General features: G+C 74.8%; 12 protein-coding genes. 1 reads left to right on the forward strand and 11 read right to left on the reverse strand.

From position 1 onward, the window contains the following. Nucleotides 1-16: 16 nt before the first annotated feature. From LQ327_RS04455 to menD, 11 genes are all read right to left on the reverse strand, one after another. Nucleotides 17-403 carry an NADH-quinone oxidoreductase subunit A gene (locus LQ327_RS04455; RefSeq protein ID WP_230730324.1) on the reverse strand — a complete coding sequence of 129 codons (387 nt, stop codon included), beginning with the start codon at nucleotides 401-403 and terminating at the stop codon, nucleotides 17-19. 197 nt (nucleotides 404-600) lie between these two features. Beyond that, nucleotides 601-1,986 carry a geranylgeranyl reductase family protein gene (locus LQ327_RS04460; protein WP_230730325.1) on the reverse strand — a complete coding sequence of 462 codons (1,386 nt, stop codon included), beginning with the start codon at nucleotides 1,984-1,986 and terminating at the stop codon, nucleotides 601-603. 265 nt (nucleotides 1,987-2,251) lie between these two features. Then, on the reverse strand, nucleotides 2,252-2,959 hold the full coding sequence (locus tag LQ327_RS04465; protein WP_308286246.1) for a demethylmenaquinone methyltransferase: 708 nt from the start codon (nucleotides 2,957-2,959) through the stop codon (nucleotides 2,252-2,254). Continuing rightward, nucleotides 2,956-3,588 (reverse strand): DUF3592 domain-containing protein, encoded by a 633-nt coding sequence (locus tag LQ327_RS04470; protein WP_230730326.1) that lies wholly within the window; start codon nucleotides 3,586-3,588, stop codon nucleotides 2,956-2,958. Before LQ327_RS04470 ends, LQ327_RS04465 begins: the two co-directional genes overlap by 4 nt. Before the next feature lie 164 nt (nucleotides 3,589-3,752). Beyond that, nucleotides 3,753-4,106 (reverse strand): monovalent cation/H(+) antiporter subunit G, encoded by a 354-nt coding sequence (mnhG, locus tag LQ327_RS04475; protein WP_230730327.1) that lies wholly within the window; start codon nucleotides 4,104-4,106, stop codon nucleotides 3,753-3,755. Further along, complete coding sequence (locus LQ327_RS04480; protein ID WP_230730328.1) at nucleotides 4,103-4,384, reverse strand: monovalent cation/H+ antiporter complex subunit F; 282 nt, start codon at nucleotides 4,382-4,384, stop codon at nucleotides 4,103-4,105. The genes mnhG and LQ327_RS04480 overlap by 4 nt, the downstream gene beginning before the upstream one ends. Then, on the reverse strand, nucleotides 4,381-4,980 hold the full coding sequence (locus LQ327_RS04485) for a Na+/H+ antiporter subunit E (protein WP_230730329.1): 600 nt from the start codon (nucleotides 4,978-4,980) through the stop codon (nucleotides 4,381-4,383). The genes LQ327_RS04480 and LQ327_RS04485 overlap by 4 nt, the downstream gene beginning before the upstream one ends. Then, nucleotides 4,977-6,656, reverse strand: a complete 1,680-nt coding sequence (locus LQ327_RS04490) for a Na+/H+ antiporter subunit D (RefSeq protein ID WP_230730330.1) — start codon at nucleotides 6,654-6,656, stop codon at nucleotides 4,977-4,979. The genes LQ327_RS04485 and LQ327_RS04490 overlap by 4 nt, the downstream gene beginning before the upstream one ends. Then, on the reverse strand, nucleotides 6,653-7,117 hold the full coding sequence (locus LQ327_RS04495) for a Na(+)/H(+) antiporter subunit C (RefSeq protein ID WP_230730331.1): 465 nt from the start codon (nucleotides 7,115-7,117) through the stop codon (nucleotides 6,653-6,655). The genes LQ327_RS04490 and LQ327_RS04495 overlap by 4 nt, the downstream gene beginning before the upstream one ends. Next, nucleotides 7,114-10,014 carry a Na+/H+ antiporter subunit A gene (locus LQ327_RS04500; protein ID WP_230730332.1) on the reverse strand — a complete coding sequence of 967 codons (2,901 nt, stop codon included), beginning with the start codon at nucleotides 10,012-10,014 and terminating at the stop codon, nucleotides 7,114-7,116. Before LQ327_RS04500 ends, LQ327_RS04495 begins: the two co-directional genes overlap by 4 nt. Nucleotides 10,015-10,032: 18 nt before the next feature. Next, nucleotides 10,033-11,805 (reverse strand): 2-succinyl-5-enolpyruvyl-6-hydroxy-3-cyclohexene-1-carboxylic-acid synthase, encoded by a 1,773-nt coding sequence (menD, locus tag LQ327_RS04505; protein ID WP_230730333.1) that lies wholly within the window; start codon nucleotides 11,803-11,805, stop codon nucleotides 10,033-10,035. 236 nt (nucleotides 11,806-12,041) lie between these two features. Between menD and LQ327_RS04510 the strand changes: the two genes are divergently transcribed. After that, nucleotides 12,042-13,331, forward strand: a complete 1,290-nt coding sequence (locus LQ327_RS04510; RefSeq protein WP_230730334.1) for a DUF8814 domain-containing protein — start codon at nucleotides 12,042-12,044, stop codon at nucleotides 13,329-13,331. Nucleotides 13,332-13,348: the final 17 nt, after the last annotated feature.

Below are 13,348 nucleotides of genomic sequence, written 5' to 3' on the forward strand. Positions count from 1 at the left end.
GTGAGCGGACCTCCCTCTAGGTCCAGTCCAGGCCGCCGCGACGCCACACGTAGGCGTACGCGAACGCGACGGTCCCGATGAACAGCACGACCTCGACCAGGCCGAACAGGCCGAGGGCATCGATGTTGATGACGAACGGGTAGAGGAACACCATCTCGACGTCGAAGAGGATGAACATCATCGCCGTGAGGTAGTAGGCGACCGGCACGCGACCGCCGCCCACGAGCGGCTGCGGTGACGGCTCGATGCCGCACTCGTAGGTGTCGAGCTTGGCGCGGTTGTAGCGCCGCGGGCCGATGAACGGCGCGGCGGTGACCGAGAAGAGCGCGAACCCTCCCGCCAGCACGAACATGACGAGGAGGGGGACGTAGGCGGTCAAACCCGCCGTTCCCGGGCCCTGCATCTCCGAGAGACCTCCTGCTCCGTCACGGTCGTGCCGTCCTGTGTTCCTGCCCGCCCGGCCCCGCACGGCCGGGCGTGGCGCTCACCACCGGGATCCTGGTGTCCGAGGTCACGTCCTCCGGACGGAGGTCGACCCTACGGAGCGCGGTGGTATGCGGCCCTGATGAGGGTCGCCTTACTCTTGGCGTGCTCGTCGTCTCATGCGGCGCGATCCCTCCCGGGCGCGGAGCGGGTGGTCGGCTTGGCGTGCCGGGCCGGTCGCCCGACGGACGGCGGGGCCTCCGAGAGCTGCGGGGTCAGGCGTAGCACCAGCTCCAGGAGCCGGTCGGAGGCGTCCCCGTCGCGACGGTCGTGCAGGTTCGCGAGCAGCTTCAGCAGGAACCGCATGAGCGTCTGGCGCGGGAGCCCGTGACGGGCGGTGTACTGCACCAGCCACGGGTGGCGCAGCGCGTGGGCGAACCGGTTGCCCAGCCGGTAGTAGCTGGCCAGCTCGGCGCGCACCGCCGCCGGATAGCCCTCGAGGGCCCGTTCCCGCGCGGGGCCCTCGGGACGGGCGAGGGCCTGCACGACGGCGGTCGCGGCCAGCGTCGCCGACTGCATCGCGTAGGCGATGCCCTCGCCGTTGAACGAGTTGACCATGCCGCCGGCGTCCCCGACGAGCAACAGGCCGTCCGCGTAGACCGGGGTTCGGTTGAACCCCATCGGCAGCGCGGCGCCGCCGATCTCACCGGCCGCGTTCTCCTCGGTGAAGCCCCAGTCGTCGGGCAGCGAGTCGCACCACGCGCGGAGCATGGTGCGGTAGTTCGACCCGTTCGCGTTGGACTGCGACAGGATCCCGAGCCCGACGTTGGCCGTCCCGTCACCCATCCCGAACACCCAGCCGTAGCCGGGCAGCAGGCGGTCCTCCTCGCCGGAGCGGTCCCACAGCTCGAGGTGGGTCTCCAGGAAGTCGTCCCGGCTGCGCGGGCTGGTGTAGTAGCGGCGGACGGCGACTCCGAGCGGGCGGTCGTCGCGCTTGCCGATGCCCCGGGACAGCGCGGTCCGGGCCCCGACCCCGTCGCACGCCACGACCAGCGGCGCGCGGTACGTCACCGGCTCGCGCTCCGGGCCGCGCCGCGCCTCGACGCCGGTGACGCGACCGCTCCGCTCGTCGGTCAGCGCGGCCGACACGGCGGTGCGCTCCTCGATGCGGGCGCCCGCCGTCCTCGCGTGGTCGGCCAGCATCTGGTCGAAGTCGCGGCGCTGCCGGACCAGCCCGTAGGGCGGGAAGCTCGTGAGCTCGGGCCACGGCAGCTCGACCGAGAGCCCGCCGCCGAGCACCCGCAGGCCCTTGTTGTGCAGCCAGCCGGCCTCGGGGCGGGTGTCGACCCCGAGGTCGATCAGCTGCTTCACGGCCCGCGGGGTCAGCCCGTCGCCGCAGACCTTCTCGCGGGGGAAGTCGGCCTTCTCGAGCACCAGCACGTCGAGCCCGGCGCGGGCGAGGTAGGTGGCCGCGGTGGAGCCCGCGGGACCGGCGCCGACGACGATGACGTCGGCGTCACCCCCGACGGTTCGCCGGGTGCGCTCGTGGTGGTGAGCGGACACCGTGGCTCCTTGTGAAATCGTTCACTAGCTCCGGGCGGGCACGAGTCTAGGCATGTTGCGTGCGACACGCCCGCTGGAATCACGGTTTGATCGAGGAAGATCAGGGACACGGTGCGGATCCGCTGATCAGCCCCATGATCACGAGCACGTCGCGCAGGTTGGCATGACCCCTCCGCGGCCCACCCCACCCCGCTGATCAGGAGCACATCCGGCACGTTCAGCGGCTGCGGCGGCTGCCTGACGTACCCCTCGTCGAGGGGCCGCCTCAGCGGACGGCAGTGTGCAGCGCGACGATCCCGCCCGTCAGGTCCCGCCAGCTCACCGCACCCCACCCGGCGCCGGCGATCCGGCGGGCGAGGGCCGCCTGATCGGGCCACGAGCGGATCGACTCGGCGAGGTAGACGTACGCGTCCGGGTTCGAGCTCACCGCGCGCGCCACCCGCGGCAGCGCCCGCATCAGGTAATCGGTGTACACGCGCCGGAACGGCGTCCACGTCGGGGTGGAGAACTCGCAGATCGCGAGCGTCCCGCCCGGCCGGGTCACCCGCGCGAACTCGGCCAGCGCGGCATCGGTGTCGACGACGTTGCGCAGGCCGAACGACATGACGACCGCGTCGACGGAAGCGTCCGCCAGCGGCAGGCGCATCGCGTCCGCGGCGAGGTAGGGCACCTCGCCCGCGTGCCGGGCGTGGCCGGTGCGCAGCATGCCGAGCGAGAAGTCGGCGGCGAGGCAGGTCGCCCCGGACCGCGCGAGCTCGACGGTGGAGACGCCGGTACCGGCCGCGATGTCCAGCACGACGTCGCCGGGCGCGAGGGCCAGCGCGTCGCGGGTCGCCCGGCGCCAGGAGCGGTCGCGTCCGAACGAGAGCACGGTGTTGGTGACGTCGTAGCGGGCCGCGACGCCGTCGAACATCCGCGCGACCGCGGAGGGGTCGCGGTCGAGCCCGGCGCGCGAGGGGGCGCCCGCCGTCACCGGGCGGCCCCGACCGGCTCGCGGCGCGGAGTCTCGACGGGAGCGGCGTCGTCGTCGACGGACTCGTCGGTGGGTGCGGCCTCGGGCGGCGTCGTGACCTCCGGGCCCTCCGGGACCTCGTCGTCCGCCCCGGATCGGCGGCGCCGGGAGAGGTACCAGGCGAGCGGGCCGAGCACGACCCACAGCCCGACGACGCCGAGCCCGGCCGGCACGAGCCCCTCGGTCCAGTTCCGGTCGGCGACCCGGACGAGCTCCGGCTTCGAGCGGTCGTACTCGACGAGCACGTAGTTGCCGGGCTCGAGACCCCGCGGGTAGAGCACGCCGTTCTCCGGCGTGAGGACCGCACCGTCGGACGCGGTGTACCGGATGTAGGTGTGCTGGGCGTCGGAGCCGTCGAGGACCTCACCCACGGCCACGCCGCGGTCGGCCATGATCGACGCGTCGTCGCGCGCGGCGCCGACCAGCACCAGCACGATGAGGGCGGTGAGCACCACCCCGACGCCCACGAGGATCTCGGGGACCCGGCGGCCGACCGGGGCCATCACCGTCCGCACGGCGTCGACGCCGATCCCGAGCCCGCGACGCGCGAGCTGGACACGCCCGGTCATCAGCTCGCGGAGGTCCGTCACGCCGTCCAGGGTAGTGAGGTCCGTCGGGCCGCCCCCTCCGACCGGGGCGCCGTGCGCCGGTCGGGTGACGCTACGGGGCGAACGGCGCGCGGTGTGCTAGTCCGCTCACCGGGACCTCACCGCCGGGCCGCGCACGCCGCGGGGACGGCACCGCCCGCCGCAGCTCAATCCGAGGAGTCCGTCCGGTCGGCGAGGTCGTCGCGCCGCAGCAGGTCCGGGCGCACCCCGCCGGAGCGGTACGCCAGCCGGCCGACGAGGTGGGCGGTCACCGGTGCGGTGATGAGCTGGAAGGCGCCGACCAGGAGCAGCATCCACACGTCGACGCTGGTCCGGAGCAGCAGCGCGGTGCCGATGACGACGAGCACCAGCCCGGCGGTCTGCGGCTTCGTGGCCGCGTGCATCCGCGAGAGGACGTCGGGCAGGCGCAGGAGCCCGATCGCGGCGGCGAGCGCGAGCAGCGCCCCGAGCACCACGAGCACGGCGCCGACGACGTCGAGGACGGACTCCAGCGCGCTCACCGGTCCTCACCGTCCCCGCGCCGCCCGACGAAGCGGGCCACCGTCGACGACCCGAGGAAGCCGACCAGGCTGACCGCGACGATCGCGGGCACCGTCGAGGAGTCCCGGGTCAGCGCGACGTGGGCCATCAGCGCGCACATGATCACCGCGACGATCGCGTCGAGCGACACCAGCCGGTCGAGCGCCGACGGGCCGCGCACGAAGCGCACCGTCACCAGCAGCAGGCTCAGCCCGAGCACGGCGAGCGCGACGGTGAGCAGGAAACCCGCGGTGCTCATCGTGGGCCCTCCTCGTCGGGGTCGTCGCGGGGATCGGTGCCCGCCCCGCTGCGTCCGGAGTGCTCCGGCTCGACGCGCACCCGGTGCACCCCGGCGGCCATCAGGTCGGTGACGAGCCGGGACACCTGCCGTCGGAAGCGCTCGACCCCGGCGTCGTCCTCGACGCCGAGCACGTGGGCCCAGAGGGTCCGCTCCGCCGCGGAGGCCTCGACGACGACGCTGCCCGGCACCAGCGAGAGGCACTCCACCAGCAGTGCCATGAGCAGCTCGGAGTCGTCCGGGACCTCGACGGCGACGATCGAGCTGCGGATCGGCGGCCCCGGACGCACCGACTGCCAGGCCACCTGGACGCTCGAGACGGCGAGGTCGCGGGCGACGTCGAGAACCACCCGCAGCAGCGCGAGCGGGCGTACCCGACCGCCGGAGGTCACCGCGGGGAGCGGGAACACCACCAGCACCCCGACCGCGACCACGAGCCCGCCGATCAGGTTCGCCCACGAGAACGTCCCCCAGAGCAGGATCCACACCAGGGTCAGCCACAGCACCCGCAGGACCTGGGGGCGCCGCACCGACCAGGCGCGGGCGGGGGCGCTCACCGGGTCACCCGGTGGTCGACGGTCTGGGCGAACACCGCCGAGATGTACGGCGTGCGGGCGACGAGGTCGGTGCCCGCCCGGTCGGTGAGGGTGTAGAGCGGGCCGGCGAGGACGGTGATCGCGAGCCCGGCCGCCACCAGGCCCGCCGTCGCGGCCGTCATCACCCGCGGCAGCGCGACCGGCAGCCGCCGCGACGTCAGCGCGGACGGCGCCCCGAGGAAGTCCCCGGAGTAGGCGGCCGACCCGGCGCCGCTCGCGCCCGGCCGCGGCCGACCGGAACCGATCAGCTGGGGGTACCGACCCTCGTCGTCGTCGGCGGGCTCCCCGGCCGGGAGCTGATCGACCGGGCGCCAGAACGCGAGCACCCACACCTTCGCCATCGCGTAGAGCGTGAGCAGGCTGGTGAGCACCGCGCCGCCGACGAGCAGCCAGGCCAGCACCGAACCGTCCTGCACGCCCGCCTCCACCAGGCCGAGCTTCCCGATGAACCCGGACAGCGGCGGGATGCCGCCGAGGTTGACCGCCGGGACGAAGTACAGGACGGCGAGCACCGGGGAGGCGGCCGCGAGCCCGGCCAGCCGGGTCATCGACGTCGATCCCCCGACCCGTTCGACGAGGCCGGCGACGCAGAACAGTGTCGCTTGCACGGTGATGTGGTGGACGACGTAGAAGATCGCCGCGCCCACGCCCGCCGGGGTCGCGAGCGCCACCCCGAAGATCATGTAGCCGATGTGGCTGACCAGGGTGAACGACAGGACCCGCTTGATGTCCTCCTGGGCGATCGCGCCGAGCGCGCCGATGACCATGGTCGCGAGCGCGGCGACCATGAGGATGTCGCGGGTGACGACGTCGTCGGGGAAGAGCAGCGTCTGCGTGCGGATGATCGAGTAGACGCCGACCTTGGTGAGCAGGCCGGCGAACACCGCGGTGACCGGGGCGGCCGCCGTCGGGTAGGAGTCGGGCAGCCACGCCGAGAGCGGGAACACCGCGGCCTTGATGCCGAACGCGGTGAGCAGCACCAGGTGGATCGCGAGCTGGACGCCCGGCGGGACCGTCGCCATCCGGGTCGAGATCTGCGCCAGGTTCAGCGTGCCGACCGCGGCGTAGACCAGCGCGATCCCGATGAGGAAGACCAGCGAGGACAGCACGTTGACGACGACGTAGGTCAGTCCCGCGCGCACCCGGGAGCGCGTCCCGCCCAGGGTGAGCAGCACGTAGCTCGCCATGAGCAGGACCTCGAAGCCGACGTAGAGGTTGAACAGGTCGCCGGAGAGGAACGCGTTCGCGACGCCCGCGGTGAGCACCAGGTAGGTCGGGTGGAAGATCGACACCGGGGTGCGGGAGTCGTCGTCGGAGGTGCCCTGGCCGATGGCGTAGAGCAGCACCAGCAGGGTCACCGTCATCGACGTGAGCAGCATGATCGTCGAGAGCTGGTCGGCGACCAGGGTGATCCCGAGCGGCGCGGGCCAGGACCCGAGGGTGACCACGCGGGGCCCGTCGGCCGCCCCGGCCACGAGGAACGCCGAGATCGCGACGACGGCGACCAGCACGCCCACCGAGACGACCCGCTGCAGGGTCGGCCGCCCGGCGAGCACCAGCGCGGCCCCGGCGCCGAGCAGCGGCAGCAGCACCGTCAGCGGCATGAGGCTCTCGACGAGCGTCGACGCCGGGTTCACGAGCCGCCCCCGGCAGCGGCCGACCGCGCGCGCTCGTCGTCGGTGTCCGAGGTGGCCTCGCACCCGGTGGTGTCGAGCTCGTCCTCGTCGACCTGCTCGCCGCTGGCCAGCCGGCGGCGCACCGAGCGGTCCTCGGTGTCCTCGGTGAGGTCGTCCTCGCGGTCGAGCGTCCAGGTCCGGTGGATGATCGAGAGCAGGAACGCGGCGACGCCGAGGGTGATGACGATCGCGGTGAGCACCAGCGCCTGGACCAGCGCGTCGCTCATCGCCGGCTCCGGGGCGCGCCCGACGAGCGCCGCCGCCCCGAACGGCCCGCCCGCCGAGATCACCAGCAGGTTGGTGGCGTTGCCGAGGACCAGCACGCCGAGGAGCACCCGGGTGAGGCTGCGGTCGAGCACGAGGTAGATCCCCGCTGTGTAGAGCAGGGCGATCACCACGAGCAGCAGCAGCGACGTACTCACGTCCGCACCCCCGGGCCGGGTTCCGACGGGATGACGGCGCTGTCTCCGAGCCGGTCCAGCTCGGCCCCGAGGCTGCGCAGGATGTCGAGCACGAGCCCGACGACGATGAGGTAGACGCCGATGTCGAAGACGAGCGAGGACACCAGCTTGACGTGGCCGAGCACCGGCAGGTCGAGCTGGAGCACCGCGGTCTGGAGCACCTCGCCGCCCAGCAGCAGTCCCCCGAACCCGGACAGGCCGGCGAGCAGCAGCCCGGCGCCGAGCAGCGTGCCGGCCTCCACCGGCGCGGCCTCGCCGAGCTCGTAGCGGCCGCCCGCGACGTAGCGCACCACCAGCGCCAGACCGGCCAGCAGCCCGCCCGCGAACCCCCCGCCCGGGGCGTTGTGCCCGGCGAACAGGAAGTACACCGAGAGCACCATGATCGTCGGGAAGACGAGGCGGGTGACGACCTCGAGCAGCAGCGTCCGCTCGGTCACCGCCGGCCCGGGGCGCAGCTGCCGGGCGAGCCGCTCGAGGGTCGGGCCGCGCAGCCACGACGACTCCCCGACGGGGCCCGGCGCGACCGGGGTGCGACGACGGGTCCCCCTCGCCGGGACGCGGGTGCGGCGGTCGAGGAACACGAGGCTCGCGACGCCGGTCGCGGCGGCCAGCAGCACGGAGAGCTCGCCGATGGTGTCCCAGGCGCGGATGTCGACCAGGGTCACGTTGACGACGTTCTGGCCCGCCCCGAAGTCGTAGGCCTGCGACGGGAAGGCCAGCGACACCGGCGGGACGGTGCGGGCGCCGAGCGCGACGGCCCCGAGCAGCGCGAGCAGCACCCCGATCGGCGCCGCGATCGCGAGGCGGGCGAGCCGGCGGCGCGGCGAGTGGTGCTCGGTGATGTCGGCGGGCAGGCGGCGCAGCACGAGGACGACCACGACCAGCGTCATCGTCTCCACGAGGGCCTGGGTCAGCGCGACGTCGGGCGCACCGCCCAGCGCGAAGATCACCGCGACCGCGTAGCCGAGCCCGCCGACGAGCAGGACCGCGGCGAGGCGCCGGCGGGCGAGCGCCGCGGCGGCGGTGGACGCGACGGCGAGCACGGCCGCCACGACCTGCGCCGGCGAGTCCGCCAGGCGGTCGATCCGGATCTCGCCGAGCGCGCCGGACGCCACCAGCGCCACGCCCGGCCCGGCCAGCAGCACCCCGAGGATCGTGCACACCACGACGGCCAGCGACCCGCGCTGCGTCTGGGCCGTGACCCGCAGCGAGCCCTTCTCCACGGCGTGGACCAGCGCGCGCCAGGTGACCTCGGAGCGGATCGCGGACAGCGGACGGAGCGCGGCGAGCCACCCGGCGGGCCGGGGCAGCGCGAGCCCGAGGCCGAGCACGATCGCGAGCACCGAGAGACCCAGCGCGATCGCGTTGCCGGGGACCAGGTCGAACACGAAGAGCGTCGGGTAGCTGACGGCGAGGGCGTCGGCGTAGCGGGTGAGCAGCGGGGCGAGCGACGGCGCCGCGAGGCCGGCCACGAGACAGGCGAGGCCGAGCACCGCGGGCGAGATCACGAACAACGGCCCCGGCCGGATCCACTGCGTCCCGGCGCGCTCGGTGAAGGCGCTGGTGAACGCTCCGGCGACGAACCGGGCGCTGTAGGCGACGGTGAGCACCGAGCCGACGACGACCACCGCCAGCAGCAGGTCCGCGTACGACCCGTACGCATCGTGGAGGAACGCCTCGAGCGCACCCTCCTTGGTGACGAACCCGAGCAGCGGTGGGATGCCCGCCATCGACGCGGCGGCGAGCGTGCCCGCCGTCGCGAGGACGGGGGCCCGGCGCCACAGCCCGGACAGCTCGCGGAGGTCCCGGGTGCCGGCGCTGCGGTCGATGACGCCGACGGTGAGGAACAGCGTCGACTTGAACAGCGCGTGTGCGACGACGAGGCCGAGGGCCGCCAGCGCCGCGTCCCGGGTCCCCGCCCCGGCCAGCAGGATCATGAACCCGAGCTGGGACACCGTGCCGTGCGCGAGCAGCAGCTTGAGGTCGGTCTGGCGGGCCGCGAGGACCCCGCCGAGCAGCATGGTGAGCGCTGCCAGCACCGCGATCATCGGCCGCCAGGCCCCGACGTCGGCGAATCCGGGCGCCAGCCGCAGGACGAGGTACACGCCCGCCTTGACCATCGCGGCGGCGTGCAGGAACGCGCTGACCGGGGTGGGCGCGGCCATCGCCGAGGGCAGCCAGAACTGGAACGGGACCAGCGCCGACTTCGACAGCGCCCCGACCAGGACGCACACCACGCCCGCCGTCACCGCGGCGCCGGAGAGCCCCGGACCCGCCGCGACGATGCCGGAGAGCCGGTACGTGCCGGCGGCCTCGGCGAGGATCACCAGGCCGACGAGCATGGTGAGCCCGCCCGCGGCGGTGACGATCAGGGCCTGCATCGCGGCGGCCCGGCTCGCGCGCTTGTGCGCGTCCTGCCCGACGAGCAGGAACGAGAAGATCGTCGTCAGCTCCCAGCAGACGTAGAGCACGACGACGTCGTCGGCCCACACCAGCGCGAGCATCGCGCCGGCGAAGGCCGTGAGGACCCCGGCGAAGCGGCCCAGCCCGCCGGACGAGGGGGTGAAGTAGCGGGCGCAGTAGAGGACGACGAGCGCGCCGACCCCGGTGACGAGCAGCGACAGGGTGGCCGAGAGCGCATCGAGCCGGAACGCGACGTCGACGCCGAGCGCGGGGATCCAGGTGAACCCCTCGGTCACCTCACCGCCGGCGACGACCGTGGGCAGGCGGGTCAGGATCCAGACGAAGGCGGCGGCCGGGACCAGCGCCAGCACGAGGAAGGCACGGCGGCCGAGGGCGCGGACGAGGCTGGGGGCGAGCAGGGCGGCCAGGGCGTGGACCCCGATCAGCACCAGCACGAACCGCCCCCGTTCCGCTCACACACCGTCGCCAACGATGCTACCGATCGGAGCAGGCCCGTCCTGTTCGTCGGGAACATCCGGTTCCTCGGCCGCGTCGTCGCCGCCGACGGCATCCAGGGCCACGCCGCGTTGCCGCTCGGCCAGCCCGCGCCGGTCGGCGCGGTCCACGGCGACCTCGACGACGCGCACCCCTGTCCGGCCCGTCGGGACGAGGGCGGCCGCGAGCGCGGCGGCGTCCGTCGGGGCGGCGTGCTCGACGTGGTGCGCCCCGCACAGCGCCGCGAGGTCGGTGCCGTGCGGGACGGCGAAGACGCGCTCGAAGGCCGCCGCGTGCTCCGGGGCGCCCTGCTCGAGGGTGGCGAACACGCTGCCCCCGTCGTCGTTGGCCACGACCACCACGAGCTCGGGGCGCGGCTCGCGCTCGCCGACGAGCAGTCCGCCGGAGTCGTGGAGGAACGTCAGGTCGCCGAGCAGCGCGTACGCGGGTCCGGCGTGGGCGAGCGCGGCGCCGGTCGCGTAGGACACCGCGCCGTCGATCCCGGACACGCCGCGCGCCGAGAGCACGGTGACGTCCGCGCGCGGGCGGGCGGCGAGCGCGACGTCGCGCACCGGGCTGGACGAGCCGACCACCAGCAGGGCCCCGGGCGGCAGCGCCGCGACGACCGCCGCAGCCAGCGCCGGGCCCGTCCCCTCGTCGGCCGCCGTCTCCAGGGCGTCGGCGACACGGTCGTCGGCGGCCCGCACCCGCTCGCCGTAGGCGGCGTCGACACCCCAGGCGGGCGGCGGGGGCAGCGCGCCGACGTGCGCGGCGGTCCCGGCGACGTCGGTCCAGCCCGGCCGGGCGGCGCCGTCGACGGTGCTCGCGGGCACCACCACGACCTCCACCCGGGGATCGGCGAGCAGCCGCGAGACCGGGCGGTGCAGCGTCGGGCGACCGAGGACGACGACCCGCGCCGGCAGCAGCTCCGGCGCGGACCCGGCCAGCGCGGCGTCGAGCAGCCGCGTCCCGGCCCGCAGCCCGCGTCCCCACAACGGCGAGGTCGGCTCGGCGATCACCGGGACCCCGGCCGGGATCCCGTCCGGGGCGGCGGCGCCGTGGCCGGCGACGACGAGCGTCGGGACCGCGGCGGCGAGGTCGAGCGTGCCGACGCGCGGGACGTGCGGGGCGACGCGGGTCCAGGGGCCGCCGTCGGGACGTCCGGCAGCCCACGACGGCAGGCCGGCGGCATCGTCGTCGTCGGGCACCAGCGGCTCGCGCAGCGGGACGTCGACCTGGACCGGCCCGGGGTCACCGGTGCTGGTGCCCGCGGCACGGTCGAGCGCGCGGCAGACCGCGGCGCGCCACCCGTCGGCGGTCCTGGCGCGCTCGTCCGCCAACGGCAGCACGACGCCGGCCCGGACCGCGCCGCCGAACAGGCCGACCTGGTCGACGGTCTGGTTGGCGCCGGTCCCGACCAGCTCCAGCGGTCGGTCGGCGCTCACCACAACGAGCGGCACGCCGGCGTGGGAGGCCTCGAGCACCGCCGGGTGCAGGTTGGCGACCGCGGTCCCGGAAGTGACGACGACGGGCACCGGCCGCCCCGACCGGGCCGCCAGGCCCACCGCGAGGAACCCGGCCGACCGCTCGTCGATGCGCACGTGCAGGCGCAGGCGCCCCTCGGCGTCGGCGGCGTGCAGCGCGAGCAGCAGCGGCGCGTTGCGCGAGCCCGGGCACGCCACGGCCTCGCGGACCCCGCCACGGATCCATTCGTCGACGACCACGCGAGCCTGCACCGACGACGGGTTCACGGCGGGCGAGCGTAATGAGCAGGACGTCTTCCGGCCGCGTGAACCGGCCATCGTCACGTCACGGAGCCGGTTCGGACGGCCCGCCACGATCGCCACGGTCGGACACCCACGGCGATCGGCGACGTACCAGCAGGCGCGCCGATCGAGGCCAGGACCACCAGGTCGAGTGACCCCCGTGTGGTTGGAGGGGCGCGTGGGGACGTATCGGAGGCCCGTCCGACGGGGTTGCCCCGGACATGCGCACCTGGTCCCGGCGCCGCCGCCCCGCGTCCACCCCGGTCGTGCTGTGGGTGCTCGCCGCGGCCGCCGTCCTGCTCCTCGCGACCGGGGTCGCCGCCACCGGAGCGTCCCCGGACGACCCCGGCGTCGTCACCCCCGGCACCGACGCCCAGCGCTGGGACCCGCAGCTCGCGGGCAGCGCGGTCCGCGTCCAGGTCGACGGCGGGGCCGCCCGGCTCGCGAGCCCGCGCGACGGCGAGCCACCGCAGCGGGCGGGCAGTCTGCGCGGCGCCCAGCGGCAGGGCTTCCTCGACCTCGGCACGCACACCTTCGCGCACCCCGTCGACCGCTTCGACGTGCCGGTGACGGCCGAGAGGCCGCCGGGCACGTCGATCATCGCGGAGGTGCGCGGCCGCGACGACGCCGGGCGCTGGACGGAGTGGGTGCCGTCCGCTCCGGGCGCACCCGCCGTCCTGCCGGCCCCGAGCCGGACCGTGGCCCTGCGGCTGACCCTCACCGCCCCGGGCACCGCCGCCGGGCCGACGGTGCGCTCGGCCTCGGTCCACGCCGACCGTCGCGTCGGCGCGCAGCGCGAGCTGACGCCGCGGGCGTCCTACAAGGTGTTCGCCACCCGGGAGGGCCTCACCGGCGGCACGACCTCCAACGGCCACGTGATCACCGAGAACGACCAGTTCGTCGCCCTGCCCTCCCGCGGCGCCCTCGACGCCGACGGCAAGGGCGACTACAGCGTGCGGATGTGCACCGACGCCGGGCGCTGCGCCATCGTCCCGGTCTGGGACGTCGGGCCGTGGAACACCGACGACGACTACTGGAACCCCGCCCCGCCGCGCACCACCTACACCGATCTGCCCCAGGGCATGCCGCAGGCCCAGGCCGCCTTCCAGAACAAGTACAACGACGGCGACGACGGGCTCGGGCGCACGGTGAAGAACCCGGCGGGCATCGACGTGGCGGACGGCACGTTCCACGCCCTCGGACTCGGCGACAACTCGTTCGTCACCGTCGACTACCTCTGGACCGGCCGGGCGGGCGAGTCCCCCACCGACGTGCACCTGGCCACCGCCGACAGCCCGGACAACCCGGTGACCATCCGCTCCACGCCCGCGAACGGCGGTGACGACAAGGGCCTGGTCGGCAACGACGCCCAGGTCGACGTGCAGTGCCACGTCGCGGGCGACTCGGTGACCGGTAGCCACGGCACCAGCACCGACTGGCTGCGCATCGACACCGACAAGTACGTCCCGGCCGCCTGGATGGTGCCGACCAACCAGGCACCCGACTGCTGAGCGGCGCGCTGGCTAGT

The organism is Actinomycetospora endophytica, assembly GCF_021026375.1.
GTDB classification, from domain to species: domain Bacteria; phylum Actinomycetota; class Actinomycetes; order Mycobacteriales; family Pseudonocardiaceae; genus Actinomycetospora; species Actinomycetospora endophytica.

Coding starts and splice junctions, on each gene's coding strand:
- LQ327_RS04510 (WP_230730334.1), top strand. CDS start 12,042: ATGCGCACCTGGTCCCGGCGCCGCCGCCCCGCGTCCACCCCGGTCGTG.
- LQ327_RS04480 (WP_230730328.1), bottom strand. CDS start 4,384: ATGAGCACCGCGGGTTTCCTGCTCACCGTCGCGCTCGCCGTGCTCGGG.
- LQ327_RS04455 (WP_230730324.1), bottom strand. CDS start 403: ATGCAGGGCCCGGGAACGGCGGGTTTGACCGCCTACGTCCCCCTCCTC.